This window comes from Lentibacillus songyuanensis (assembly GCF_039548255.1).
Lineage (GTDB): Bacteria > Bacillota > Bacilli > Bacillales > Amphibacillaceae > Lentibacillus_C > Lentibacillus_C songyuanensis.
The window spans coordinates 24,630-50,884 of record NZ_JBCLVH010000027.1 but is presented as its reverse complement, the minus strand read 5'-3'; the positions used below and the strand labels follow the sequence as shown (position 1 = coordinate 50,884).

The following is a 26,255-nucleotide window of genomic DNA, read 5'->3' as shown; positions in this document are numbered from 1 at the left end:
TACTCCCACGGGCAAATAATATATAAAGCCCACCTTAACTTATAAAAATTTGTGTCTTGACAATGGGGTCCACTTTATAAATCAGTTAAATTATAAGAGAAAACAAAAAGATTAAAATCCCATTATTTTGCGAATATCATAAATCCTCTCCAAAATTATTAACATTTTTTGTGATAAATTAAATAAAAATATAATCGCTACTGAAAGGTGTGTTTTCGTCTTTTTGAGACAATCAAAAACTTCGTGTATCAGAAATTCAACAGAGTAAGAAAAAGGTACAATAAGCAGAATTTAAACCGCTTATTGTGCCTTTTTTTCGCACTAACGTTATCTTAATGAACCACCTTCGTCGTGTCCCTATTTTCCCAAGCCGGAAGCATGTTAGACAGGGCTTTGTCTTGTCGGTAACCTAATACATATTCCGCCTGCATGATCGTATGGATTTCTCGTGTTCCTTCATAAATAACCGGTGCTTTCGAGTTACGCAGATAGCGTTCGACCGGATATTCATCGGAGTAACCATAAGCTCCATGAATTTGTACAGCGTCATCAGCAGCTTTGTTGGCAAAATCACATGCCTGCCACTTAGCAAGTGACGTTTCCCGTGTATTTCGTTTTCCTTGATTTTTTAGTTCTCCTGCACGATAGACGAGTAGACGACTCATTTGCAGGCCGGCTTCCATCTTGGCAATCATTTGCTGTACAAGTTGATGACGGCCGATTTCCTTGCCAAATGTTTCGCGTTCGTGGCAATAGTCGACGCTCGCTTCCAGACAAGCCATTATTTGTCCGCATGCACCAGCAGCAACGGTGAAACGGCCATTATCTAATGATGCCATGGCAATTTTAAATCCTTCGCCCTCTTTGCCGAGCAAGTTTTCTTTTGGCACCCGGACATTATCAAAGAAAAGCTCACCGGTGTTGCCAGAGCGGATGCCATGTTTTCCTTTGATTGCTTTTGACGAAAAGCCTTCCATTGTTCGTTCAACAATAAATGCAGAAATCCCGTGGTGTTTTTTGGATTTGTCCGTATAGGCGAACACTAAAAAGTGGTCAGCTGAATCGCAAAGAGAAATCCATGTTTTTTGACCGTTCAAGACATAAAAGTCGCCATCTTTAACCGCCGTTGTTGAAAGGGAGGCAACATCTGATCCGGCACCGGGTTCGGTTAAGCCGAAAGCCCCAACTTTTTCGCCTTTTGCCTGGGGTACTAAATATTTTTGTTTTTGTTCCTCATTTCCCCATTGCAACAGAGACATACTGTTTAAGCCAGTATGCACGGAAACGGCGGTACGAAAAGCGGTATCTCCGCGTTCCAGCTCTTCGCAAACGATAGCTAGTGCGTTATAATCCATGCCACTGCCACCATATGCTTCAGGGATACAAACGCCCATGAGACCAAGTTCGGCTAATCGATTCATAATTGCCGGATCAAAAGCTCCTTCCCGTTCCCAGTCACCAATGTATGGCATAATTTCTTTATCAACAAAGTTACGTACCGTTGTTCGTAGCATTTCCTGTTCTTCTGAGAATTCAAAGTTCATTCGAATCAACTCCTAAATTTAATTGGTTTTGATTACGCCTAATTTTGCGAGTATTTCCTCGGTATGTTCACCGGCGTCTGGCGGATGATGCTTTAAGCCAACCGGTGTCCGGGAAAATTTTAATGGACTGCCAATCATTTTTACATGGCCGGCAGTTGGGTGTTCACAGTCAATAAACATATTGCGTGCCTGTAATTGCGGATCATTCGTTACTTCTTCAAGATTTTGAATCGGCCCGCATGGAATCTTGTTTTGCTTACATTGTTCCTGCCAATATGCTGTCGATTTGGTTAAAAATACTTCCTGCAGTAATGGAACCAGTTCATCACGATGTTCAACCCGGCTTGGATTCGTTTGGAATCGTTCATCCTCGATGAATTCCGTTTTTTCCATTAGGAGGCATAATTTTTTAAACTGAGTATCATTTCCAACGGCGATTACCATCTCCCCATCTGCTGTTTTAAATGTCTGGTAAGGAACAATATTGGCATGATTGTTGCCAAGTGCTTGCGGGATCTTCCCGGACATTAAATAATTACTGCCAACGTTAACAAGGGCGCTGGCTGCTGAATCATATAGCGAGATATCAAGTTTCTGTCCCTTGCCTGATTGGGTGCGTTCAAGCAATGCGCCCTGGATGCCAATACAGGAATATAGTCCGGTTAAAATATCGGTAATCGCTACACCAACTTTTTGCGGACCGGAATCTGCGTCCCCAGTAATGCTCATCAGTCCGCTCATTGCTTGAATAATAAAATCATAGCCTGGCATATCTTTGTTGGGACCTGTTTCGCCAAACCCGGTAATGGAGCAGTAGACAATTCCTGGATTTATTTCAGCGAGCGTCTCATAGCCCAGCCCGAACCGCTCCATCGTACCGGATTTAAAATTGTTAATGATGACATCACTTTCAGAAACAAGCTTTTTAATTACCTCGATACCATCGGCGGATTTTAAATCGACGGTGAGGCTTTTTTTATTGCGGTTGGCACACAAATAATAAGCACTTACCCCGTCCTGAAACGGTGGACCCCATTTACGTGTTTCATCACTTCCGCCGGGTGCTTCTACTTTAATGACTTCCGCGCCCATATCACCAAGAATCATTGTACAATAAGGGCCAGCTAACACACGGGACAAATCAAGTACTGTTACATTTTCAAGCGCCCCAAGCATGACATCACTCCTTTTTTAATAATTAAAAAGCCAATTCAAATTGACTACAGTCGTGCTGTGAGTCAATTCGAACTGGCTGTATATCTGTTGGAACAGTACTGGAGTAGAACTGTAAACAGATTAGGCAGTATTTGTTTTGTGAAGTTTAATTTCTTCAGGATAGTGATCATGCTAAAAAAACGTGGCAACGCTTTCGCATGATTCAACTGTTATTTATTATAATCTATTCTGAAAAATATGTAAATGACTTTGTGTCAATTTGAGAATTTTTTCTGGGTGTGGAAGGGTACACGTAGGAAGAAAGCCTTTGGAAGTGATGCGCTTGTGAGAAGCTGAAGCTATTAACGTCAGCTTCGGTTTCAACTGATCAAGCCAGAATATCAATCTAAAAAGATAAACATCAACCGGCTAAGCCAAAACATCAACCAAACTTCCATACTGTTAACTTGATAAACAGGCCATGTATGTAAGACTGTTACATGGCCTGTTTAGTTAATTATTTTGCTGCTTTTTGCAGTTTGGTAATCATTTTTAGGGATCGACCTGTGCCGATTGCCACGGATTCAAGTGGGTTTGGAGCAATATGAACGGGAACGCTGATTACATTTGTTAGCCAATCTTTCATCCCGTTTAATAACGAGCCACCACCAGTTAGTACAATTCCGTGATCGACAATATCGCCACTTAATTCCGGTGGACAATTTTCTAATGTTGCCCGTATCGCTTCTAATATTTGCTGAAGCGATTCTTTTAAGGCATTGTGCACCTCATATGAGGAGACGGTTACTGTTTTTGGTAAACCTGCAACCATGTCTCGGCCGCGAACTTCCATGGTTTCCTCCTTATGATCAGGCAGGGCGTAACCGATTTCCATTTTGATGTTTTCAGCTGTACGTTCACCAATAAGAATGTTGTATTTTTTGCGGATGAACTGGATGATCTCTTCGTCCATCTTATCGCCGCCAATACGGATCGAATTGCAGGATACGACTCCGCCAAATGAAATAATGCCGACCTCAGAAGTACCACCACCGATATCTACAACGACATTGGCAATTGGCTCATCAACTGGCAAATCAGCACCAATGGCAGCAGCTACTGGTTCTTCAATTAAATGGACGTTTTTAGCCCCATAGCTTGTGACCGCATTGTGAATAGCCCGCCGCTCTACTGTGGTACTGCCGGATGGAGTGCATACGACGATCGTTGGTTTTCGCATGGACATCCCCATTTTTTTGCTAACCTTTTTTAGGAATTCCTTTAACATTTGAGCGGTCACATCATAATCCGCGATGACACCGTCTTTTAATGGACGGATCGGAACAATGTTTTGTGGTGTTTTTCCAACCATTTCTTTGGCTTCAGACCCAACGGCAACCACATTTTTTGTATTAATATCGATAGCAACAACGGAAGGCTCGTTTAAAACGACTCCCTTGGACTTTGAATAAATCAATATATTTGCTGTACCTAAATCTATTCCAATTTCTGCATTAGATAACATGATAAACTTCCTCCATTAATACAGTTTTCTATTTACATAACTTCTATACCATATCATATTTTCTGGGGGTAGATCATTACTTTACAAATATTGTTAGGAAAGCGAGTGGACGGTTTCTTTTAAGCTGTAATAGATTATCATCATAGGTAAAAACGCAAGTAACAATATCGTTACAAAATCAGACCTTTTGTAACAAAACACATGAAATTCTGATACTGTCAATAGGCAATTTGATGCAAGATTTTCCACCTGATTGAACATTTTCCAATTTTCCTGAAAGCAGCTGACACTATTTTTCTAGTAAACTCGGGATTATCTATCGTGAAACAGATAACTATTTCTATCTTTTTATTGAATGGCAGCCCTTGCCAATTTTATTACAAAAATCCCATGCTATGATAATTGTGCAAAACAAAACGAAAAGGGAGAGTGAAAAATATGTTGAAAAAATTTGGTGTTGTTACTGCAATCACAACAGCATTGGTATTTGGCGGTGCATTAACTTCTGTAGATGCCTCAGCTAGTACCGATAATTCAACAAATCAATCATATAATGTTCATTACACAATGAATGGTGGAGACTGGAACAATTCTTCCAATCTAGTAAACAATTACTTCCATCATTTCCATTGTAATTGGAGCCAGCAAGGAAATCATCAGCAGCAAGCTGCTCCAACAAAGAATGGAACACAACAGGACAAGACAACGGAACAGCCAAAGCAAGAGCAACCTAAACAGACAGAAAACAATCAAGCATCTGCTGAAAAACAACCAGCTGCTGATAAACAAGAACAGCAAAGCCAAGAAAAAGCACAAGGGTTAAGTCAATATGAGCAACAGGTTGTTGATTTAACAAACCAAGAAAGAGAAAAGCAAGGCTTATCTCCACTAAAAGCAGATACAGAATTAAGCAAAGTAGCGCATGAAAAATCTCGTGACATGAGTGCGAATAATTATTTCTCACACAACAGCCCAACATATGGTTCTCCATTTGACATGATGAAGTCTTATGGTATTAGCTATCAATCTGCTGGTGAGAATATCGCTAGAGGACAACAAACACCTGAAGAAGTAGTGAATGCCTGGATGAACAGTGAAGGTCACCGTGCAAACATACTAAATGCGAAATTCACTCACATTGGTGTTGGCTTTGTAGAAAATGGAAACTACTGGACACAAGAATTTATTGGTAAATAAAATGAAATAGGATTGATAGGGACTAGCTACGGTTAGTCTCTTTTTTTATCTTATTTCACTTCCTATCCATTATGTTTAATCATTTTTCGATCGGGAATACCTTTTATAAAGGTTGTTCAAAGCAATGAAATCATTTTGAACAGCAATTTGTAAATAGTAGAGCAAAAGCGCTTCTATTTCTAATGGAAAACAAATTTTTAGGAGGAGATTTCCATGAATCCAATTGTAAAAGAATTTCAAGATGACGTTGCATTAAAAAATGAAGTAAAAGAACTATCTGCAAAAGGAATTAGTAAAGATGATCTGTACGTGATATCACATGATGTCGATCGTACAGAAAGGGTAGCTGGAAAGGTTGATGCTAATACAGTTGGTATCAATGAAGAAGGACTCGGCACAGCGGTTGGAAATATATTTCGAAAAAAAGGTGACGAGTTGCGTGAGAAGTTTAAAGAACTCGGCTTTACCCAGGAGAAGGCTAATGAACTGGAGGCGAAACTGGACCACGGAGAGATCTTATTAATTGTTGACAACGCAGAAAGTGCATAATTCAATCGAATAATATTTTGGCGAAAGATTGGGGAAACCCTGAAGGCTGCTTTTAATGAGCTTTCAGGGTTTCCTTTTGCGGTTTAATTAGATCGTGCTGCCTTGATGCATACTAGATACGTCAGTAATGAATATTTCGAGTGGTGACTAGTGATAATAGGTTACCGATCTTGACGTTTAGTATTTACCGAGAGTGGTATTGGTTCTAGAATGAATGGGCAAACGATTAATGACACTGTATTTGGTAAAGCATAGGATTAGTAATAACAGGGAAAGTTTTGAAAAGAGGCGACCGTTTAAAATAGATGAATTCGTTGTGAGGTGAGCATAATGGTGCAAGGCGCAGCAAATTGGAATACGGAACAAACTCAGGAATGGTTAACTAATTATGTCAATGATTGGGTTTCTTTTTACCGTAAGAATACAGAAGATGGGGAAGTTGCCTCCTACATCCCGATTTTAGCACAAGCAAATCGAGAACATCTGGGAATATCTATTATTGGCAAAAATGATATGCAAATTCGGTCTGGTGACGTAGATGTTCCCTTTACATTTCAAAGTATATCCAAGGTATTAAGTTTTATTGTAGCTTGTATGGAGCGTGGTGTGGGTTACATGCTTGATCGCGTGGATGTGGAGCCGACTGGCGAGGCATTTAATTCTATTATGCATTTGGAAATGCGTCAGGTTCAGAAGCCATTTAACCCATTTATTAATGCTGGTGCGATCACTGTTACATCCATGCTGGAGGGAAGGACATCTGATGAGAAACTGGAGCCAGTTATTGCTTTAATGGAACGAATGCTTGGTTATCGACCGGCCATCGATGTGGATGTGTATGAATCGGAGCGGGATTCATCGATGCGCAATCGAGCTATTGGCTATTATTTGTTAGAGACCGGGTTTTTAGAGTCGGATTTAAATATTACGTTAGAAACGTACTTCAAACAATGTTCTATTGAAGTCACGGTCGACGATTTGGCTAGAATTGGCTTGATCCTGGCGTGTGATGGGGAGGATCCCAAAACAGAAGAAGAAATTATTCCTCGCCAGGTTGCCCGGATAACAAAAGCATTAATGCTGACGTGCGGGATGTACGATGATTCGGGGAAATTTGCCACCTATGTAGGAATACCTGCTAAAAGTGGTGTGTCAGGAGGAATTATGGCTGTAGCACCTCCAAGGGTTCGGGAGGAAGAATTGCCATTTATGGAAGGCTGTGGTATTGGCGTGTTTGGTCCAGCTTTAGACGACAAAGGCAATAGTGTTGCCGGTATTCGTCTGTTACGCCATATCGCTAAGCAGTGGGATCTTAGCGTGTTTTAGGGAGCGTGGGATAGCCGCGAGAATGATGAGCACCGACCGAGACAAGACGCCAAACGATCGAAAAAGCAAGTTAACCGATCGAGAGAAGGCGCCAAACGATCGGGAAAGTAGTCTAATCGATTGAGAAGCGCCGCCAAGTGATCAAGCAAGCATTCTAACCCATTGGGTCAATGTCTCACGATGCGTGTTTGCGTTTTTCATTTGATAGCTCCGTTTTTGTTATGTTGATGAACGTCTCTGCTTTTGCTGCAGGTGCTTTGGTGACCAGGCTGACTACGATGAACAATACGGATGAAATAATCATTCCCCACACCCCTGCTCCGAGTCCCAATGGTGTAATTCCAGTGAACTCTAGCACCATAACAAGAATTGCGCCTAGTGAGACGCTGGTTATAACGCCGCTTGCCGTTCCTCGTTTCCAAAAAAATGTCCCAACGAAAGCAGGTACCGAAACAATGAGTCCGGACGATGCTGCTACCGATAAGACGGCAATAAGATTAAATTCTAATTCAGCAAAAGCAAATGCTAATATGGCAATAATGGGGATGACAATTTTCCCTACTTGTAACTGTTTCGCATCGGAAGCCCGCTTGCTGCTATTTCCGTAAACATCCCGAGCAAACATGGATGACAATGTCAACATGATCGAATCAATGGTCGAAACAGCAGCTGCCAGGATGCCAATCATGACAATCACGCCGAGAATAGGCGGAACCAAATCAGATGATAGTAATTTTGGTGTGGCCAGATCGGCTGTAGTTAGATTAGGAAACATTTGTAACGCTGAAAAACCCCATAATACCGAAACAAACGTATAAATAAAACCAAACACAAGAAAACCAATTAACATTTGTCGCAAACCCTTGAGTGAAGCAGGCATGAATAGGCGCTGGCTTACTTGCGGATTGGACAAGCTAAAGAAAAACCATGGCAATGTCAGCCCTAGAAATGTAGTAAAACTGAAATAGCCATTACCTGGAACGGACAGGGAGGCTGGGTGGTCTGTTTGTAACGTGTGAAAAAACATTCCAAACCCGCCCAAATGATGAACGACCAGCAATACAACAACTGTTGCGGTGATAATCATAATGACAGCCTGCAGCGAATCAGTCCAGACAACTGAGCGAATACCGGCAATATAGGAAAATACAATTGCTAAAATCGTAGCGATAATAACCCCTGTGGTAAATGGTATGGCATCATTTGTCATTCCCTGCAATAGATACCCCACCCCTGCAAGCTGGACCGCACAATATGGAATGAGAAATAAACAACTGACAAGCGAAATCACTGCGGCGGCTAGTTTGCTGTCGTAGCGGTCTCCTACCATTTCAGCAGGAGAGACATAGCCGAATTTTTTACTGGCAAGCCAAAAACGCGGCCCAAATAGCGCAACAAGTGAAACTCCGGTAAAATAGACAATTTCAAATCCAAGTGCACCAACGCCGCCTTGATACGTAAGCCCAGCTAGTCCAACCAACATAAAGGCACTATAAGTAGTGGCGCTATAACTCAATGCAGATAGAATACCATTCATACGACGTCCGCCAATAAAGTATCCGGACATATTCGTACGATCGCCGCGGCGTGCCAACATTGCAACAGCCAGTGCGATGATGATGTAGATAGTAATTCCGCTGAATACAAGATTTGTTGACATGTTATTCCCTCCAGTCCCTGGTGACCATAATGTTGGCAATGATGATGAGACTGCCGATAATTCCCCATAATAGAAAGCTTCCATACCAGGCATGAATGGAGGTCATAATCGTATACGGTAAAATATACGCTAATAAAATAAGTACGACGATAAATGTTCCCCAGATTTTTTTTGTATGCATCGTGATTCTCCTTTATGTGAATAATTGAACAAACGGAAAACTATTGCTGTATTCATAAATGATTTTACATGTGTCTTTACACATATATTTACATAATATGAGTGAAAACGCAATACTTATTTTTCAAATAGCAAGGTATGACCTTCAGGCGGTGATCTTTGGTATAATAAAAGCAATCAAAATAGTGATCAAAAAGTGGAGGTGATGCATGTGAATAAAGTTTTCGGTGAAGAGAGAAGGCAGTTAATTTTATCGTGGCTGAAGGAGAGTGACCAGCCATTGTCAGGAAAACTGTTGGCTACCAAAACAAACGTTAGCAGGCAGGTAATTGTTCAGGATGTATCTCTCTTGAAAGCAGCTGGTGAACCGATTGTTGCTACATCAAGAGGATATGTTTATTTTCAGGAATCGGCCAATACGAAATCATGTGCAACCGTTATAGCAGTATGTCATCAAGAGGTAGATACGGCAAACGAATTGTACACCTTAGTCGATTATGGGGTGACGGTTAAAAATGTTATGGTGGAGCATCCGATTTATGGTGATCTCACAGGCTCATTGATGTTGAAGAACAGACGGGACGTGGATGTTTTTATTCGCGAGTTAAAAACAAAGGAGGCATCTCTGCTGTCCGAGCTTACCGGTGGTGTGCATTTACACACGATTGAAGCAGAAACAGAGCAGCAATTAAGGGAGGCAAAAGCAGCATTACGAACTGCCGGCTACTTGTTGGAATGAGGCATGGGGACTGGTAATGGAAATAGCATGGTGCTTTATCTTTCATGTCACGGGACGCAAACATAGGATTGAGTATGAGGGAAAGTTAATCGAGCGCCGCCAAAAGTTAATCGAGCACGAGAGAAAGTTGATTGTATTCTCGATCGGTTATCCTACAATCTCGAGCGCTCGAGTCATATTGTCGATCGGTTCTCCTACAATCCCCGATCGTTCGAGTCATATTCCCGCTCGGTTAATTCGCTTTCTCGATCGCTTAATGCCCATCCTCGATCGGTTCTCCAGTATTCATGATCGTTCATACCTCATCCGGTCTTCAGCTAACACCTACCTCATGTTTTAATTTCCTGTCACTGGGTAATAGAATATGTAACTATATGCTATTTTTCCAACTCAGCAAAAAATCCGTTATAATAAAATGGAGAACGTGATACGACAGGCTGAAGGAAATTGAATCTCTATTTTCAATACAAGGATGGGGTATAAGAGCCACTAGTAGCAGAAAAAGATGCTGGCTCTTGATAGGATAATGGCGGATGATCAACTTATTAGTAGATAGAGGACATATTTTTCGAACGCCGGTCAGACGTATCCGTTTAAAAAGTCGTATTAGCTTGGTACAATCAATGTAGCGCAAGTAGTACTGATGAGACAAGGAGAGATAGCAATGGGTAAACAAAAATTATGTCTAGGTGTTTTCTTGGGTGCAGTGGCTGGAGGGTTAACTGCTTTATGCGATAAGGAGACAAGATCCTTTACTAAACAACAGCTGAAACTAGTCAAGAACACGACAGGTTATTATGTAAAGCATCCAACTGACGCCATTCGAAACGTGCAGGATACACTTAATGGTTTGAATCAAAAGGTCAATGCAAATGCAGACAATGCGATTAATGCATTGGAGCAGGTGGAAGAGACGTTAAACAAGATAAGTAAGAAAGACGAGCCCAAAAAGCTGGAATCGACCATGTAAGGTAATGAAAGGGGAAGATGGTATGGTGAAAACGAAGCAATTTTTTAAGCAGCTGTTTAGACGAATAACGGATGATGATGTGTTCGGTCTTTCGGCACAGCTTGCCTACTTTTTACTTTTATCACTCTTCCCGTTTCTATTGTTTTTGGTGACGTTGATCGGTTATTTGCCATTAGATGAGGATATGATAACGGAATTTATTCAGACTTATGCGCCGGCCGATATTACCGAGATGATCACGAGTAATATGAGTCAATTGGTAAATAATCAAAACGGCGGGCTGTTATCAATTGGAATTATTGGTACTTTATGGTCCGCATCAAATGGAATTAAAGCAATTATGAAGGCCTTCAACCGGGCACATGAGGTTGAGGAAGATAGATCGTTTATTTTTGGACGGCTAATTGCGATTGTGTTGACAATTGCAATGGTGTTGGTAATCGCTGTTGCCTTTTTGCTACCAGTTTTTGGGGAAATGATTGGTAAATATGCTTTTACCTTATTTGGATATTCTGACGGTTTTATCCAATTTTGGTCCTTGATGCGCTGGATACTTTCATCGGTTATTATATTTATTGTGTTAGTTATTCTATATAAACTAGCACCAAACACGCGAATTTATTTTAAACATGCCATTTGGGGTGCGATTTTTGCTACAATTGGCTGGCAACTAGTTTCACTGGCATTTTCCTATTATGTTAATACGCTTGGTAACTATTCGGCAACATATGGAAGTCTTGGTGCGGTTATCGTGTTGATGATTTGGTTTTATATATCCGGGATCATTATCATTATTGGCGGCGTGATTAACGCGATTATGATGAATAAAAAACAGAAGGGATAGCAGTCATCAGTCATATGGGTGACTGCTATTTTAATAACTGCAAGCCATTTAAGAATGACTCTACGGATTTCGTTCTCATTCGGATGCCAGAGGTGTTCACTGTACATATAGGAACCTTTTCAGCAGGTCAATCATGATGCGTGAATAAACCGGAATTTTACGTTATGATGGGAAGTAGGCTAAGTATCTTGAATGGAGGGAGATAAATGGATTTTTATTTAAAGGATAATGGGATGCGAACAGAATTTGAATATGGGACATTATCGGTGTCAGGTGATGAGCAGTATGGATACCGTCCATTTCAATTAATGGTTGCTTCCATTGTCGGCTGTAGTGGTTCTGTTTTCCGTAAGATCCTCGATAAACAACGTACACAATATGAAGATTTACAGATTCATGCAGATGTAGAACGTAATCCGGAAGTGGCCAATCGCATTGAAAAGATTGTATTGACCTTTACCGTAAAGGGGAAGCATTTAGATCCGGCAAAGTTACAGCGAAACCTGGAGCTTTCACGAAAAAATTGCTCAATGGTCCGCTCGGTTGAAAACAGTATAACGGTTGAAGAAAACCTGGAAATTATTGAGTTAAGTAAATAGCAGAATGATCGGTCCATCGTGAACAATTCACCTGGACCGTTTTTATTTTACAAGATACTTCTAATAATGCAGGTATAATATCCATGTGTCCGAAAAAACTAAAGCAAAACGGAAAGGAATGGGACACATGAAACGAAAAAAAGTCTGTCAATTTGTCTTACTTGTAATGGTATGTTCATTACTATTTCCACTAAATAGCTTTGCTGCAGAAAAGAAAAAATCCAAGGATGATTTTAAGGTACCGAGTCACGCACTGAATATTTCCAAGGAGAACACATTCCCTAATTCTACCGAGGATCAAGAGATTGTGGAGCCAAGTAAAGCGACAAAGGAATTAATCGATGGTGTGAATGTGCCGATTAAGAATCCAGATTTAATAAAGATGTTAAATGAAACATCAGTGAAACCGTCATTTTTTGCTGTTGGCTACCGCGGCATGGTTTATTTGGGACGCTGGCCGGTGAATTATAAGTCACTTGAAACAACAATCAACTGGCAATATCAGCAAATTAATGAAAACGAACTGAATAATATGGGTGGGGACACCAACCAAAAGATGAATTATATTCAAAAGGAACAGAAAGAAGTCAAAGGTGCGCTTACCAACAAGATAGCAAAACCAGATGATATTAAGAAAATGATGCTGCTTGAGGCAAAGGACAAAACGAAACTGCCGCTTGCGTATAAAACAGTCATTGGAAGTAATACGAAAAAGGACAATTCCTATGCCGTACCAACGGAAAAAGTGGGCAACTTGAAAGCCTATGCACCTGCTGTTAGTGAAAAAGGTCAAGTGACATTTGGTGAAGTCTATTTAAAATTAAAAGGAAATAAAAAATCGATTGAAATTAAAAATGTGACGAAACAAGGTATTGGCGCCTGGGTACCAATTCAGGATTATGTTTCTTTTTCGTTTAATTTGCAATAAACAACTCCAGCCTCTTTGAAACTCTTTTGACATACATGGAAGGGATCCAAAGAGGTTTTTCTTTGTATATATCAGCTGATGAATAATTTGTAAATTCTTTGGAAAAGGTAAGAAAAAACAGGTGGGTTGTTATGCGAAAATTATGCTTGATGATGGTTTCCTTAGTCTTATTTGCGGCTACCATGTTGCAAGTTACGACAACGGTTAATGCTGGAGGATTCGGCTGGGGATATAAAAAAAATACCGAACATAAAATACCGGAAATTGGCAAGTACAAGGAAATGCTAAAGAAATATGGTGCATATTATGCGGATGATTCCGGAGAAAAGGTTGTTTATTTAACCTTTGATAATGGCTATGAGCAAGGCTATACGGACGACATTCTTGATGTATTAAAGGAAGAAAAGGTGCCGGCGACGTTTTTTGTAACGGGCCATTATGTTGATAGTGAGCCTGCGCTTGTGAAAAGGATGGCAGATGAAGGCCATATTATTGGGAATCACTCCTATCATCACCCAGATTTAACGACGCTGACCAAGGATTCAATGAAAATGGAACTGGAAGACTTGGAGGCGAAAGTCGCCGAAATTACGGATCAGAAACAGTTGAAATTCATGCGGCCACCAAAAGGTGTTTTTAATGAACAAACGTTAAAATGGGCAAATGATTTGGGATATATTCATATCTTTTGGTCGTTGGCCTTTGCGGATTGGAATACAAAAGCCCAAAAAGGCGGCGATTATGCTTTTAACCAAATCATGCAACAGATGCATCCTGGGGCAATCGTGTTACTGCATACGGTTTCCTCCGATAATGCGGCAGCACTTTCCAAACTAATTAAGGAATTAAGAAAACAAGGCTATCAATTTAGAAGCCTGGATGATTTGGTGTTAAAGGATACACTGCCAAATGCGATTTTCGGTTTATAAAGGACACTTCATAGGGTAAGATTCAGAATCAATAACAGGGAAATTCGTAAAATGAATTCCCTGTTATTTTTTCTTTTTTCAGCGATACTAAGAGGGTATGAAGCTCAATAAGAAGTCGGAATACGAAGGAAATGATCTTCATCGAGGTAATGATGAACCAATCGAAATATAAAGAAGATCTAACCAAATAATATGGTAAGTAATTACTTGATATTTACTAGGTGCTCATAATAATCTTTTATAGCCGGTTAATCAATCTTAGGCTTTCTAAATTTATTTGATATATGCGTGATTTATGTTTAAAATTTTCATAAGGTTTGTTATAATGAGTTTATACCTTTTGTTAGGAGTTGGTACTAAAATGAAGAAAGAAGATTTGATTGCTCCAAAGGATTATAATATCGTTATGGAAATGGAACGCTATGCGGCAAAACCTGATCTGGAAGCATTGATTTGGCAAGATGATCAGGGACATCACGAGCGGGTAACATATACACAGCTAATGAATAATGTCAATCGTATTGGGAATGTTTTTTTGGATAATGGATTGAAAAAAGGGGACAAGGTATTAGTTATGATTCCACGATTGATTGCGGCTTATGAGGTTTACCTGGCTGCGTTGAAAACGGGAATTATCATTATACCGAGTTCGGAAATGCTGAGGACACAGGATTTACAATACCGCATTACGCATGGGGAAGTAAGTGCCGTTGTAAGTTATTTCCCATATGTTGAGCAGTACACCGAGATACGGGAATATGATCAGTTAACACGGTTTGTTGTTGGTGAACCGGTTGATGACTGGAAGTTCCTGGATCGCCTAAAGGCTGAAGCGTCAGACGAACTGGCAATGGCAAATACGACAAGGGATGATATTGCCTTTTTACCCTATACTTCAGGGACGACCGGTAATCCAAAGGGTGTCGTACATACACATGGCTGGGGATACGCGCATTTAAAAACCGCCTCGGAAAATTGGCTCTGTATTAAGGATGGGGATAAGGTCTGGGCAACAGCGGGGCCAGGCTGGCAAAAATGGATTTGGAGCCCTTTCTTATCTGTGTTGGGGTCCGGAGCAACAGGTTTTGTCTATCATGGAAAATTCGATGCTAAAACATATTTAAATTTACTTCAGGATCAGGAAATTAATGTTTTATGCTGTACGCCGACCGAATACCGGATTATGGCAAAAGTGGACAACTTGGACGACTATCAGCTGCCAGCTCTCCATAGTGCCGTATCTGCTGGCGAACCGCTTAATCGGGAGGTTATTGATACCTTCCGCAAATATTTTAACATAACGGTTCGCGATGGTTATGGACAGACCGAAAATACCCTATTACTTGGAGTTATGGAAGGGATGGAAGTCAGACCTGGATCTATGGGAAAACCAACTCCGGGCAATGAGGTGGAAATTATTGACGAGGATGGCCAGCCGCTAAAACCGGGAGAGGTCGGTGATATTGCTGTGAAACAAGATTGTCCGGCATTATTCCGCGAATATTATAAAGATGAAGAGCGGACCAAGATGTCACGGCGGGGCGAATATTATGTAACCGGTGATCAGGCAAAGAAAGATGAGGATGGCTACTTTTGGTTTGAAGGTCGAAGTGATGACATCATTATTAGTTCCGGCTACACAATCGGGCCATTTGAAGTGGAGGATGCGTTGGTCAAACATAGCTATGTGCAGGAGTGTGCGGTCGTAGCTAGTCCTGATAAAGTACGGGGGAATATTGTAAAAGCATTTGTCGTTCTGAAAGATAGGATCGACGGTACAAATCCTGATCTTATTAAAGAATTGCAGGACTTTGTCAAAGAACAGACGGCACCATATAAATATCCACGATCGATTGAATTTATCCCTGAACTGCCAAAAACAACGTCAGGAAAAATTAGACGGGTGGAATTAAGAAACAAAGAAAAAGCAAACGTGTAGAATAAGAAGAGCCACTGACACAACGTTTGACGTCGTGATCGGGGCTCTTCTTTGTTGTTTATTCATCATCTGATAACTCTAATTCCTGTTTTAATCTTCTGCTCACTTCCGACAGCCCCTGATCGGTTGGGGTAAAGTAAGAAGCTCCGCCGATCATTTGATCAGATCCATCAATGGTGAGCGTGTCAATTCCTGATGCGTCAAGAGATGAATATGCTTTTTCCAATGCATAGATTTCCCCTGGAGAGAGGCTTGTTTCGACGTCTTTACCAAGAATATCGGAAATTTCCCCGATTTTGAAGATAGTCCCCACTGAAATCGCTTCTTTAACGGCGGATTGAATAAATTGACGCTGCCGTTCTTCTCGCGGATATTCACTGTTGACTGCCCGTTTGCGCATTCGGACAAAAGCCAGTGCTTCTTCCCCGTTTAATTTGGCTTGGCCTTCCTTGAAATAGATCCGCTCATCATGATTATAAATATTTTTTTCCCAAAAGCCATTTTTGATATCCACGGTTACTCCCCCAAGAGCATCAACAATATCACGAAATCCATCAAAATTAACCGTGGCATATTCATCGATGGGGATATCCAGCAACCGCTCTGCTGTTTCCACGGTAAATTTATTTGGACCATAACCAGTGATGGAAGCATAAGTATAGGCGGCGTTAATTTTATGAACCCCTGCATACTGCCCAGCACCTTCAGCGGGAAGTTCCACCCTGGTGTCACGTGGAATTGAGGTCAGCGTCATTTTATTCGTGTGCGGGTTAAGCGTCACAATCATTTGTGTGTCGGCTCGTCCATTTTTATCACTGGTCGCATACGCTTCAACACCAATCAACAGAATCGAAATGGGGTCCTTGCCAATTGCAACATCTTTTTCACGAAGGGCCGATCGCTCGCCGGGACGGTCCAAATCCTTGTATGAACCCTTTGCAGCTTGATATGCCTGATAAAACAAATAACTGCCGATACCAACAATAATAATAAATAAGAAAAGAAGCATCAGCAGGATACGTTTTTTCCATTTTCCTTTCTTTTTCTGTTGATGCCGATCCGAACGTAGCTCACTCACGCGTGCTTCCCCCAATCTTTGGCATTCGTCAATAATAAGTAGTATATCTTTGTGCTTATTATATGTAAAAAGTTGAAACTTAACAATGTGTGGTTTGACCTTTTTGACCTAGCTGTGATGTGTGTTAAATGGTCAAAACGGGAATAGTGTATGAATAGAAAAGCTTTACAACGCGGGTTTTGCTGTCTTCATAAAAAAGCCCAAAAAAATTTCAAAAATCCCTTGAAAGTCAAAGAAGGTCAGAGTATAATGAAATTACAAGGTCAAAGATAGTCAAAGTCAAACTTGATCTTGGCTAGCGCAATAAAGTCTAGTCGATACGATAAATCACAAGGAGGAATAACTAATGAAATGTCAAAACTGTGGTATTCGTCCAGCAAATATTAATGTCTCGATGCAAATAAATAATGAAAAGGTGCAAATGCACGTATGTCAACAATGTTTTGAAGAAATACAAGGGAAAATGATGAATCCATCCGGTTTCTTCTCCGGATTTGGTGGCCAAGAAGCTTTTGGTTTCCAAAGTAATGGTCAAAGCCAAGCCGGAACTAGAACACAGACCGCTCAGGGTAATGGCGGCAACGGTCTCCTTGACCAAATGGGGAAAAACGTGTCTCAATCTGCACGTGCTGGTTTGATTGATAACGTCATCGGCCGTGATAATGAAGTAAAACGCGTGATTGAAACGTTAAACCGTCGCAATAAGAACAACCCAGTCTTAATTGGTGAACCTGGTGTTGGTAAAACAGCCATTGCAGAAGGCTTAGCTGTAAGAATTGCAGAAGGTAATGTACCAACCAAACTAATGAATAAAGAGATCTATTTACTTGATGTGGCCTCATTAGTTGCTAACACAGGTATTCGCGGTCAATTTGAAGAACGAATGAAACAATTGGTTCAAGAATTGCAAGAACGTGAGGAAGTTATTCTGTTCGTCGATGAAATTCACTTGTTAGTTGGTGCTGGAACTGCAGAAGGTTCACAGATGGATGCCGGTAACATATTAAAACCAGCACTTGCCCGTGGTGAACTGCAATTAATCGGTGCAACAACATTGAAGGAATATCGTAAAATTGAAAAAGACGCAGCACTTGAACGTCGTTTCCAACCAATTATCGTTAAAGAGCCAAGTGTGGAAGAAGCGGTACAAATTTTGAGCGGGATCAAAGACCGCTACGAAAAATTCCATGAAGTGCGTTATTCTGATGATATTATCCGTTCATTTGTTACGTTATCACAGCGGTATATCCAAGATCGTTTCTTGCCAGACAAAGCAATTGATTTAATGGATGAGGTTGGTTCACGCTTGAATCTTGCCAATGCGGAAAATGATTCCGTGTCCATTGATCAAAAACTAAAAGAAGTAGTCCAGGAAAAAGAGCAAGCCGCAGAGAAAGAAGACTATGAGCGTGCGGCACACCTAAGATACCAAGAAATACAATTGCAAAAGCAACTGGAAAAAGCAAAAGACGAAGCACAAGTGATTGATGTCGGTCTGGAAGATGTTCAATTAATCATTGAAGAAAAAACAGGTATTCCGGTTACAAAATTACAAAAAGATGAGCAAGAACAAATGAAACATCTTGCTGAAAATCTTGGTAAAAAAGTAATTGGACAAGAATATGCAGTGGATAAAGTTGCCAAGGCGATTCGCAGGAGCCGTGCCGGATTAAAATCGAAATATCGTCCAATCGGATCATTCCTATTTGTTGGTCCAACCGGTGTCGGTAAAACGGAATTAACCAAAGCATTGGCAGAAGAATTATTTGGCTCACGTGAATCGCTTGTTCGACTTGATATGAGTGAGTACATGGAGAAACATGCCGTGTCAAAAATTATCGGTTCACCTCCAGGTTATGTCGGCCATGAAGAAGCGGGTCAATTAACGGAGCGTGTACGTCGTAATCCATATTCGATTCTCTTGCTTGATGAAATCGAAAAAGCACACCCAGATGTACAAAACATGTTCCTGCAAATCATGGAGGATGGCCATTTAACTGACTCCCATGGTCGTACGGTGAGCTTCAAAGATACCGTGATTATCATGACAAGTAATGCCGGAACAGGCGAAAAACAAATCAATGTCGGCTTTAATCGATCTGAACACGAGTCAGTAACCATGTTGGAAAATTTAAGTGCCTACTTTAAACCGGAATTTTTAAACCGTTTTGACTCGATCATTACGTTTAACGAGTTAACAGAAAACAATTTGCTTGAAATTGTTGATTTAATGCTGAACGATTTAACACAAAATATGGAAGAAAATAAAATAGACATCAAGATAACAGATGCTGCAAAACAGGAATTAGTTAACCTTGGCTATGACCGTCGTTTCGGTGCACGACCACTGCGCCGAGTCATCCAGGATAAAATTGAAGACCAATTAACAGATCTGTTATTAGAAAACCAAGATGTCCATGCAGTAAATGTTGATGTAGTAGATGATGCTATCACTGTTCAAGCATAAATAAGATGAGAAAAAATCCTGTCCCACCATCCCGGGGCAGGATTTTTTTTGAGTAAAAGAACCGCCGGGACTATTAAAACGTAAATTGCTGATAATTGTTGCAAAACTGCCGATAAATTGTCGGAAACCGCCGATAAAAGTATCAAAACCTCTGATAAATTTTACAAGGCGATATTTTCGCTGTCCCACTATAACGTTAAACTACATACTGCCGGCCCGTTAAGGCGGGATAAACTGTTACGTAATTGTAAATAAAATTACAGGCACTGACATTCATAATACGTCAAGGATATGAAAAAACTATCGTATATCATATTTATAAAAAGGATGTCACACCATGCGGATTCTTAAAGTTTTTTATATCGTTTTGTTATTACAATTATTTATCATACCAGTTCCGACATCTGCCCAAAGCACACAGCCACAGCAGATGAAGATCCATTTCATTGATGTTGGACAGGGAGACAGTACGCTCATTGAAACACCTGGCAAAAAAAACATTTTAATCGATGCCGGCCCACCCAAGGCGGGTAAGGATGTTGTGGCGTTTCTCAAGGAGCATCACATTAAAAAAATTGACCTATTAATTGCTACCCATCCGGATATTGACCATATTGGCGGACTGCCAACAGTCATGAAATCCATTAAGATTGATAAAGCGCTGGACTCAGGCAAACTGCATTCCACGAAAACGTATATCCGGTATATTAATCAAATTCATAAACATAAAATTCCCGTTGAAATCGTCAAGCAAGGTGATGTGGTTGATGTTGACCCATTAATGGATATCGACGTGTTAAATTCATATGAAGAGCATAAAAATAACAATCAATCCTCTATTGTCCTAAAGGTTAGTTTTAATGAGGTTGATTTTTTACTTATGGCGGATGCAGAGCGGGGTCAGGAAGAACGATTAGTGGAGCAGGAGAAGGATATACAGGCAGACATTTACAAGGTCGGCCACCATGGATCAAATACAAGTACAGGGTATCCTTTTCTTAATCTGGTCAAACCGAAAGTAGCGATTTTGACCTATAGCAAAACGAATCATTACGGCCATCCGGTAGACCGGGTTGTTCGCAATTTGCAGCGGATTCATGCCATGATTTATTCGACTGCTGTCTATGGGGATATTTCCATTTTAACGAATGGAAAAGGTTATTTTATCTTTACAGAAAGAACACCACTTGATGGATTGACGGAGAAGACAGGATAAGACTGCTAATTTTCAATAAAATATATTTACAAATTTAGATAATAATGATAATATACCATTTAGTTTAGTCTTACTAAAATTTAAAAAATTGAATTTTCTCTTTTGGTTTTCGTTTTTATTATAATAATCGACGGTTTTTTAGTGCTACAGCAAACAAGAGGGAAAATCAAAAACTATTCTATGATAGGGGGGCATTTAGTTTGCGTTTGTGATTCTTAAATAATAAGGGGGAAATCATGAAGAAAATTGAAGATTTCTTAGGAGATGTAAGTGATATTGTTTGGGGAATACCGCTGCTTATTCTTTTAGTTGGTACAGGCATTTATTTAACAATTCGGCTTGGGTTCCTGCAAATTCGATCATTACCTTATGCATTAAAACTTGCCTTTTCCAAAAATCATGATAAATCATCAGAGGGAGATATATCTCACTTTCAAGCGCTTATGACTGCTTCAGCTGCAACAATCGGAACGGGAAACATTGTTGGTGTGGCAACGGCTGTGGTACTTGGTGGCCCTGGGGCGATTTTATGGATGTGGTTAGCGGGATTATTCGGAATGGCGACAAAATACGGAGAAGCTATTCTAGCTGTAAAATTTCGCGTGAAGGATTCGGAAGGTAATATGGCAGGGGGGCCAATGTACTATTTAGAGAAAGGGCTAAAACAAAAATGGTTAGGTGTGTTGTTTGCAATTTTTGGCGCCTTCGCTGCATTTGGTATTGGTAACGGAACGCAGGCAAAAGCTGTTGCCGATTTAATGAATGATACATTTTCCGTTCCTTTTTGGGTTACAGGGTTAGCGCTTGTTATTTTTGCGGGATTGGTTATTCTTGGGGGAATTAAGTGGATTGGTCGTGTTACCGCTTTTTTTGTTCCATTTATGGCCGTATTTTATATTCTTGCCGGTTTAATTGTAATTGTGGTGAATATAAACCTTGTACCTGAAGCAATTGGAACTATTTTTACTTATGCATTTTCAGGTCAAGCCGTTGCCGGTGGAACTGTTGGTGCGGTTATCCGTTATGGAGTGGCACGCGGATTATTTTCCAATGAATCTGGACTGGGATCTGCTCCGATCGCAGCTGCTGCGGCTAAAACGGACTTACCGGGTAGACAAGCTTTGGTATCCATGGTCCAAGTTTTAATTGATACATTGATTATTTGTGCGATTACCGGGATTACGATTGTTATGTCTGGCCTGTGGGAAGATAAATCGATTGAAGCGGGGGTACTTACTTCTGCAGCTTTTGGAAAATTGTTAGGTGGTGTTGGACCTTACCTAATTACATTTGGTTTATTGTTCTTTGCAGCCTCAACAATTTTAGGGTGGAGTTACTACGGGGAGAAATGTTTCCAATACCTATTCAAAAATCCTGTTGCTGTTAAAGCATATCGTACCATTTTTGTATTATTTATTTTTGTCGGAGCAACAGCGTCCATTGATGCAGTTTGGGCATTAGCGGACGTATTAAACGGTTTGATGGCTATTCCAAACTTGATTGGGTTACTTGGTTTATCAGGAATAATTATTTATGAAACAAAACGTTTTCAACAAAAAGTTAAGGAAGAAAAAGAGGAAAGCATTCAACTAGCGAAAAAGGCAAATGGGTAAATCATTTGTTTAATATCTTATAAAGATGAAAAAATAATCCCTTAGCGCTTGGCTTAGGGATTATTTTTTATTCCGCCTTAACGGGCAGTAAGCCCCCCACATCAAGATATTGAGGGGCAACTAAAAAAGATAAGTGGGGGAAGGGCAGGCAATGAACGCCACGTCCTGTGGCGACACCTGCACTAGCATGTCTGCATTCATCGGAACCCCCCACTTAATGAAGTTTCACTTTATAGTTTTTTAACGGACCCTTATGTATTAATTTTCAGTCAAATTAATTTACAAATTTAAACAATAGTGATATCATATTAATATAATAACTATATAATTTTAAGGAGGAGGCGCCATGAGGGAACGAGATGCATGGTCGATGAATGGATTTCTGGGAATTCTCTTGATCGCAGCATTAATTGCGGGAACAGTGATCAGCTTTTTTCAAACACAATTTATTATCGGGGCAATTTGTCTGGTGATTGCGATTGTACTGGGAAGTGGTATCACACTAGTACAACCAAACCAATCGGTAGTTGTTATTTTTCTTGGAAAATACATGGGAACCATCCGGCGCGAAGGAATTGTTGTCACTGTACCGTTTTCTGTGAGAAGGACAATTTCGTTGCGGGTACGAAATTTCAATAGTAAGCTTTTAAAAGTTAATGATGTCAATGGAAATCCGATTGAAATCGCTGCGGTTATCGTGTTTAAAGTGATCGATTCGGCTAAGGCTGTATTTGATGTCGATAAATACAATCAGTTTGTGGAGATTCAAAGTGAGACGGCGATTCGGGCAGTGGCAACCAAATACCCATATGATACGTTTGAGAACACGAAATTATCATTGCGAGGAAATGCAGAAGAAGTATCGAACGAATTGACGGAAGAGTTACAGGATCGGTTAAAGGTGGCTGGTGTGCAGGTGATCGAGGCGCGATTAACGCATTTGGCTTATTCCACCGAGATTGCCCAGGCCATGCTGCAGCGGCAACAAGCAGATGCCATTATTGCTGCCCGCTGGAAGATCGTTGAAGGTGCGGTTGGCATGGTACAGGATGCAATCCAGCAGCTTGAAAAACAAGGTATTGTCGATTTGGATGAAGAGCGTCGCGTAGCTATGATCAATAATTTACTTGTTTCTATTGTTTCAGATAATGGTGCACAACCGGTCATCAACACAGGGTCACTGTACCAATAAGGTTTTAAAAAGAGGGATTCGATGGCAAAGAAAAAGAATTTCCCGTTACGAATAGATCCGGCATTATATGATATTTTGCAGTACTGGGCCAAGGATGAGTTTCGCAGTGTCAACAGTCATGTGGAATTTCTGCTAAGGGAAGCGGCCAAACGTGCTGGCAGATTGCCGAAAAAGGATGATAAGAAGATAGGTGAAGATTAGCTGGGAGGATGACAGATTGAATGTGAAAACATTTTCTAGCATGTCGGAAAAAGGATTGGATAAGAAAATAAACGACTTTTTGAGTGATACCCCTTTTGAAATTGTCGATGTGAAGTTTTCAATTAGCATATTTTCTTATAGTGCGATGGTTATCTATAAAGAGAAAATATATTGAAAAAGCTTACTGGTTTTACTAACGACGGGTGAAAGTGTCGTCTAAAACCAACATCATGTGGTAGCTGATCTATTGATACTACCACTATAGCACAAGCAAACTATTAACAGATCTCTTTGATTTGAATTTCAGAAATTTATTTCCCTTAAAAAAGGCTTTGCACCACACACTGGTGTAAAGCCTTTTTTAATTCTTTCTAAAAATAATCTTGACAGTACACTACATTTGTTATATGGTTAGTTACATAAGTAATTAACCAACTGGCCAAGGGGGTTGCCATGAAACGTAAATTGGATGACGACAAGCCTATTTTTCAGCAAATTAAAGATCAAATTGAAGACTCAATTATCAATGGTGCGATCAAGCCGGATGAACGTGTGCCATCTACAAATGAATTCGCGCAGTATTATCAAATTAATCCGGCAACAGCAGCCAAAGGAATAAACGAGTTGGTGAATGAGAACATTTTATTCAAAAAACGGGGTGTGGGCATGTTTGTAACGGGTGATGCCAGAGTATTGTTAGTGGAAAAACGAAAGCAGCATTTTTTTGAAAACTATATTGTTCCATTACAAGATGAAGCAGAGAAATTGCAATTAAGTCATGAAGAAGTATTGGAAATGATTAAGAAGGGGGCGACAAGAGATGCGCATTGATGTGAACCAGTTAACGAAACAATACAAGGATACGACAGCGCTTAATGGAATTTCTTTTACATTGGAGGAGCCAAAGATTTACGGACTGCTTGGCCGAAATGGTGCTGGTAAAACGACGTTTATGGAAATTTTGGCGGGACATATTTTGGCGACTAGTGGTGAGTTAACGATTGATGGGGAGAATCCATTTGATAATCAGCGATTAACTGAATCGATTTGTTTGATTAAGGAGGGGAACAATTTTAAACGTGATTTAAAGGTGAAACAAGTTTTACGGCTTTATTCCATATTTTATCCAACCTGGGATCAGGAACTTGCTGATGAGTTGATGGGGGTATACAACTTAAAACGAAATGCCCGAGTTAAGGCATTGTCTAAAGGGATGACATCCGCACTGGGAATTATTGTTGGTCTGGCAAGTAAAGCACCGATTACGGTATTTGACGAGCCGTATATTGGATTGGATGCGGCAGCACGCAGTAAGTTTTACGAGATATTATTGGAAGAATATCAGTCAGAAAAACGGACGATTATCTTATCAACCCATCTGATTGATGAAGTAAGCCTGTTATTTGAAGAAGTGCTGATTATACAGGACGGTAAGCTGATCCTCCAAGAAGAAGCGGAGACATTGCGAAATCACACATGTGCTGTAACGGGAAGTGTCGAACAGGTGGAAGCATTTATTCAGGATAAAACCGTGATTAATAAGAAGGAGCTTGCCGGAATGATGACAGCATATGTTTATGGAAGTCAAGATGAGGCAAAATCCTCGGGTCTTTCAACAGAAGGAGTTCCGATTCAGGAATTAATGATTTACCTAACAGAAGGAAAGCAGGGGGCTTAAATATGAGCAGACAAATTAAAGGGTTACTTTACTTTTATATCACGGATGCCAAACATTCATTAATGGTTTTTTGGTCGATTTTATTTGGAACACTGGTAATTAGTATTGTTGGTGCATATTTGCTTTTAAATGTTGCAGAAGGACAAATGAACTTTGGATTGTCGATTGCTGCCTATATTTATTGTGGTATATACGGATTTATTTCCGCAAAACATGGGACGCCGTTTTCGATTAAATTGGGGGCCACGAGAAAAAATATGTTTGTCAGTACAGGTATATTCCTAATGGGATTGGCCATTGTGCAAGCAGTCCTGGTTAGCACCGTACAGACAGTTGTTGTAGCTGGTGCGAAAATAGTTGGTATTGATACCTTCCAGTTTATCCATCCGGCACAACTCTTGACAGATAATTGGGTAACCCGGTTTGTGATCGATACAGCGATGATGTTCTTCTTGTTATCCTTATTGTATTTAATTGGGCTGCTGTTCTATAAATATGGCTTGCTTGGTAGCGGTATTGTTTTAGGCATACTGGCTGTTATTCTGTTGTTTGGAGTAGCAAAGGGTTGGGTTATCAACTTTTTTATTGACATAGCAACGTCATTCTCGATTACGTTTTTCTATGAGATATTATTGATTGGTATTGTGATTTACGGTGTTAGCTGGTTGTTGATCCGAAAAATCACGACGACTATAGCACGTTAACCGTCATTTCGTTATATGACAT

25 protein-coding genes are annotated in these 26,255 nt (G+C 40.3%); 19 read left to right on the top strand and 6 right to left on the bottom strand.

Translation table 11 applies throughout. The features are described from left to right. Positions 1 to 332 precede the first annotated feature (332 nt). From WMZ97_RS19170 to mreBH, 3 genes are all read right to left on the bottom strand, one after another. Entirely contained in the window at positions 333 to 1,544 is a 1,212-nt protein-coding gene (locus WMZ97_RS19170; protein ID WP_343273700.1) for an acyl-CoA dehydrogenase family protein, read from the bottom strand. Between the two features lie 18 nt (positions 1,545 to 1,562). Continuing rightward, positions 1,563 to 2,720 carry a CaiB/BaiF CoA transferase family protein gene (locus WMZ97_RS19165; RefSeq protein ID WP_343273699.1) on the bottom strand — a complete coding sequence of 386 codons (1,158 nt, stop codon included), beginning with the start codon at positions 2,718 to 2,720 and terminating at the stop codon, positions 1,563 to 1,565. Positions 2,721 to 3,216: 496 nt separating this feature from the next. Continuing rightward, positions 3,217 to 4,224: a rod-share determining protein MreBH gene (gene mreBH / locus WMZ97_RS19160; protein ID WP_343273698.1), complete on the bottom strand. Its 1,008-nt coding sequence runs from the start codon at positions 4,222 to 4,224 to the stop codon at positions 3,217 to 3,219. Positions 4,225 to 4,662: 438 nt separating this feature from the next. Here mreBH and WMZ97_RS19155 point away from each other — a divergent pair, with 438 nt between their 5' ends. The 3 genes from WMZ97_RS19155 (at position 4,663) to WMZ97_RS19145 (ending at position 7,296) form a co-directional block, all read left to right on the top strand. Next, the gene (locus WMZ97_RS19155) at positions 4,663 to 5,421 is read left to right on the top strand and encodes a CAP domain-containing protein (protein ID WP_343273697.1); all 759 of its coding nucleotides are present in this window, start codon (positions 4,663 to 4,665) and stop codon (positions 5,419 to 5,421) included. Positions 5,422 to 5,634: 213 nt separating this feature from the next. Next, complete coding sequence (locus WMZ97_RS19150; protein ID WP_343273696.1) at positions 5,635 to 5,970, top strand: general stress protein; 336 nt, start codon at positions 5,635 to 5,637, stop codon at positions 5,968 to 5,970. A 330-nt stretch (positions 5,971 to 6,300) separates the two neighbouring features. Next, on the top strand, positions 6,301 to 7,296 hold the full coding sequence (locus WMZ97_RS19145) for a glutaminase (RefSeq protein ID WP_343273695.1): 996 nt from the start codon (positions 6,301 to 6,303) through the stop codon (positions 7,294 to 7,296). 175 nt (positions 7,297 to 7,471) lie between these two features. Here WMZ97_RS19145 and WMZ97_RS19140 read toward each other — a convergent pair whose 3' ends face one another. Next, positions 7,472 to 8,956 (bottom strand): sodium:solute symporter family protein, encoded by a 1,485-nt coding sequence (locus WMZ97_RS19140; RefSeq protein ID WP_343273694.1) that lies wholly within the window; start codon positions 8,954 to 8,956, stop codon positions 7,472 to 7,474. 1 nt (position 8,957) lies between these two features. Further along, positions 8,958 to 9,137: a hypothetical protein gene (locus tag WMZ97_RS19135; protein WP_343273693.1), complete on the bottom strand. Its 180-nt coding sequence runs from the start codon at positions 9,135 to 9,137 to the stop codon at positions 8,958 to 8,960. 201 nt (positions 9,138 to 9,338) lie between these two features. Between WMZ97_RS19135 and WMZ97_RS19130 the strand changes: the two genes are divergently transcribed. The 7 genes from WMZ97_RS19130 to mbcS all read left to right on the top strand — a co-directional run bounded on the left by WMZ97_RS19130 (position 9,339) and on the right by mbcS (position 16,084). Further along, positions 9,339 to 9,875, top strand: coding sequence for a transcription repressor NadR (locus WMZ97_RS19130; RefSeq protein WP_405027725.1), 537 nt, complete (start codon positions 9,339 to 9,341; stop codon positions 9,873 to 9,875). 664 nt (positions 9,876 to 10,539) lie between these two features. Next, positions 10,540 to 10,845: a YtxH domain-containing protein gene (locus tag WMZ97_RS19125; RefSeq protein ID WP_343273691.1), complete on the top strand. Its 306-nt coding sequence runs from the start codon at positions 10,540 to 10,542 to the stop codon at positions 10,843 to 10,845. 22 nt (positions 10,846 to 10,867) lie between these two features. Beyond that, positions 10,868 to 11,689 carry a YihY/virulence factor BrkB family protein gene (locus WMZ97_RS19120; RefSeq protein WP_343273690.1) on the top strand — a complete coding sequence of 274 codons (822 nt, stop codon included), beginning with the start codon at positions 10,868 to 10,870 and terminating at the stop codon, positions 11,687 to 11,689. 206 nt (positions 11,690 to 11,895) lie between these two features. Further along, entirely contained in the window at positions 11,896 to 12,288 is a 393-nt protein-coding gene (locus tag WMZ97_RS19115; RefSeq protein WP_343273689.1) for an OsmC family protein, read from the top strand. A gap of 118 nt (positions 12,289 to 12,406) precedes the next feature. After that, positions 12,407 to 13,216 carry a YfkD famly protein gene (locus WMZ97_RS19110; RefSeq protein WP_343273704.1) on the top strand — a complete coding sequence of 270 codons (810 nt, stop codon included), beginning with the start codon at positions 12,407 to 12,409 and terminating at the stop codon, positions 13,214 to 13,216. Between the two features lie 131 nt (positions 13,217 to 13,347). Continuing rightward, entirely contained in the window at positions 13,348 to 14,145 is a 798-nt protein-coding gene (pdaA, locus tag WMZ97_RS19105; RefSeq protein ID WP_343273688.1) for a delta-lactam-biosynthetic de-N-acetylase, read from the top strand. Between the two features lie 361 nt (positions 14,146 to 14,506). Beyond that, the gene (gene mbcS / locus WMZ97_RS19100; protein ID WP_343273687.1) at positions 14,507 to 16,084 is read left to right on the top strand and encodes an acyl-CoA synthetase MbcS; all 1,578 of its coding nucleotides are present in this window, start codon (positions 14,507 to 14,509) and stop codon (positions 16,082 to 16,084) included. 58 nt (positions 16,085 to 16,142) lie between these two features. Here mbcS and WMZ97_RS19095 read toward each other — a convergent pair whose 3' ends face one another. Then, positions 16,143 to 17,162 (bottom strand): LCP family protein, encoded by a 1,020-nt coding sequence (locus tag WMZ97_RS19095; protein WP_343273686.1) that lies wholly within the window; start codon positions 17,160 to 17,162, stop codon positions 16,143 to 16,145. A gap of 346 nt (positions 17,163 to 17,508) precedes the next feature. On the opposite strand from WMZ97_RS19095, the gene WMZ97_RS19090 reads away from it, so the two are divergent. The 9 genes from WMZ97_RS19090 (at position 17,509) to WMZ97_RS19050 (ending at position 26,233) form a co-directional block, all read left to right on the top strand. Then, the gene (locus WMZ97_RS19090) at positions 17,509 to 19,629 is read left to right on the top strand and encodes an ATP-dependent Clp protease ATP-binding subunit (RefSeq protein WP_343273685.1); all 2,121 of its coding nucleotides are present in this window, start codon (positions 17,509 to 17,511) and stop codon (positions 19,627 to 19,629) included. 337 nt (positions 19,630 to 19,966) lie between these two features. After that, the gene (locus WMZ97_RS19085) at positions 19,967 to 20,845 is read left to right on the top strand and encodes a ComEC/Rec2 family competence protein (protein WP_343273684.1); all 879 of its coding nucleotides are present in this window, start codon (positions 19,967 to 19,969) and stop codon (positions 20,843 to 20,845) included. Between the two features lie 236 nt (positions 20,846 to 21,081). Beyond that, complete coding sequence (locus WMZ97_RS19080) at positions 21,082 to 22,458, top strand: alanine/glycine:cation symporter family protein (RefSeq protein ID WP_343273683.1); 1,377 nt, start codon at positions 21,082 to 21,084, stop codon at positions 22,456 to 22,458. 346 nt (positions 22,459 to 22,804) lie between these two features. After that, a complete protein-coding gene (locus WMZ97_RS19075; protein ID WP_343273682.1) occupies positions 22,805 to 23,650 on the top strand; it encodes an SPFH domain-containing protein in 846 nt (281 codons plus the stop codon). Between the two features lie 21 nt (positions 23,651 to 23,671). Then, positions 23,672 to 23,851, top strand: a complete 180-nt coding sequence (locus tag WMZ97_RS19070) for a toxin-antitoxin system HicB family antitoxin (protein ID WP_343273681.1) — start codon at positions 23,672 to 23,674, stop codon at positions 23,849 to 23,851. Between the two features lie 22 nt (positions 23,852 to 23,873). Then, complete coding sequence (locus tag WMZ97_RS19065) at positions 23,874 to 24,026, top strand: sporulation protein Cse60 (protein WP_343273703.1); 153 nt, start codon at positions 23,874 to 23,876, stop codon at positions 24,024 to 24,026. A 278-nt stretch (positions 24,027 to 24,304) separates the two neighbouring features. After that, positions 24,305 to 24,682 carry a GntR family transcriptional regulator gene (locus WMZ97_RS19060; RefSeq protein WP_343273680.1) on the top strand — a complete coding sequence of 126 codons (378 nt, stop codon included), beginning with the start codon at positions 24,305 to 24,307 and terminating at the stop codon, positions 24,680 to 24,682. Beyond that, complete coding sequence (locus tag WMZ97_RS19055; RefSeq protein ID WP_343273679.1) at positions 24,672 to 25,529, top strand: ABC transporter ATP-binding protein; 858 nt, start codon at positions 24,672 to 24,674, stop codon at positions 25,527 to 25,529. Before WMZ97_RS19060 ends, WMZ97_RS19055 begins: the two co-directional genes overlap by 11 nt. A gap of 2 nt (positions 25,530 to 25,531) precedes the next feature. Further along, complete coding sequence (locus tag WMZ97_RS19050; RefSeq protein ID WP_343273678.1) at positions 25,532 to 26,233, top strand: hypothetical protein; 702 nt, start codon at positions 25,532 to 25,534, stop codon at positions 26,231 to 26,233. Positions 26,234 to 26,255: the final 22 nt, after the last annotated feature.

Bases quoted from the DNA above. Each gene is read 5' to 3' on its own strand.
- WMZ97_RS19170 (WP_343273700.1), bottom strand. From the start codon at position 1,544: ATGAACTTTGAATTCTCAGAAGAACAGGAAATGCTACGAACAACGGTA.
- WMZ97_RS19165 (WP_343273699.1), bottom strand. From the start codon at position 2,720: ATGCTTGGGGCGCTTGAAAATGTAACAGTACTTGATTTGTCCCGTGTG.
- mreBH (WP_343273698.1), bottom strand. From the start codon at position 4,224: ATGTTATCTAATGCAGAAATTGGAATAGATTTAGGTACAGCAAATATA.
- WMZ97_RS19155 (WP_343273697.1), top strand. From the start codon at position 4,663: ATGTTGAAAAAATTTGGTGTTGTTACTGCAATCACAACAGCATTGGTA.
- WMZ97_RS19150 (WP_343273696.1), top strand. From the start codon at position 5,635: ATGAATCCAATTGTAAAAGAATTTCAAGATGACGTTGCATTAAAAAAT.
- WMZ97_RS19145 (WP_343273695.1), top strand. From the start codon at position 6,301: ATGGTGCAAGGCGCAGCAAATTGGAATACGGAACAAACTCAGGAATGG.
- WMZ97_RS19140 (WP_343273694.1), bottom strand. From the start codon at position 8,956: ATGTCAACAAATCTTGTATTCAGCGGAATTACTATCTACATCATCATC.
- WMZ97_RS19135 (WP_343273693.1), bottom strand. From the start codon at position 9,137: ATGCATACAAAAAAAATCTGGGGAACATTTATCGTCGTACTTATTTTA.
- WMZ97_RS19125 (WP_343273691.1), top strand. From the start codon at position 10,540: ATGGGTAAACAAAAATTATGTCTAGGTGTTTTCTTGGGTGCAGTGGCT.
- WMZ97_RS19120 (WP_343273690.1), top strand. From the start codon at position 10,868: ATGGTGAAAACGAAGCAATTTTTTAAGCAGCTGTTTAGACGAATAACG.
- WMZ97_RS19115 (WP_343273689.1), top strand. From the start codon at position 11,896: ATGGATTTTTATTTAAAGGATAATGGGATGCGAACAGAATTTGAATAT.
- WMZ97_RS19110 (WP_343273704.1), top strand. From the start codon at position 12,407: ATGGGACACATGAAACGAAAAAAAGTCTGTCAATTTGTCTTACTTGTA.
- pdaA (WP_343273688.1), top strand. From the start codon at position 13,348: ATGCGAAAATTATGCTTGATGATGGTTTCCTTAGTCTTATTTGCGGCT.
- mbcS (WP_343273687.1), top strand. From the start codon at position 14,507: ATGAAGAAAGAAGATTTGATTGCTCCAAAGGATTATAATATCGTTATG.
- WMZ97_RS19090 (WP_343273685.1), top strand. From the start codon at position 17,509: ATGAAATGTCAAAACTGTGGTATTCGTCCAGCAAATATTAATGTCTCG.
- WMZ97_RS19085 (WP_343273684.1), top strand. From the start codon at position 19,967: ATGCGGATTCTTAAAGTTTTTTATATCGTTTTGTTATTACAATTATTT.
- WMZ97_RS19080 (WP_343273683.1), top strand. From the start codon at position 21,082: ATGAAGAAAATTGAAGATTTCTTAGGAGATGTAAGTGATATTGTTTGG.
- WMZ97_RS19075 (WP_343273682.1), top strand. From the start codon at position 22,805: ATGAGGGAACGAGATGCATGGTCGATGAATGGATTTCTGGGAATTCTC.
- WMZ97_RS19070 (WP_343273681.1), top strand. From the start codon at position 23,672: ATGGCAAAGAAAAAGAATTTCCCGTTACGAATAGATCCGGCATTATAT.
- WMZ97_RS19060 (WP_343273680.1), top strand. From the start codon at position 24,305: ATGAAACGTAAATTGGATGACGACAAGCCTATTTTTCAGCAAATTAAA.
- WMZ97_RS19055 (WP_343273679.1), top strand. From the start codon at position 24,672: ATGCGCATTGATGTGAACCAGTTAACGAAACAATACAAGGATACGACA.
- WMZ97_RS19050 (WP_343273678.1), top strand. From the start codon at position 25,532: ATGAGCAGACAAATTAAAGGGTTACTTTACTTTTATATCACGGATGCC.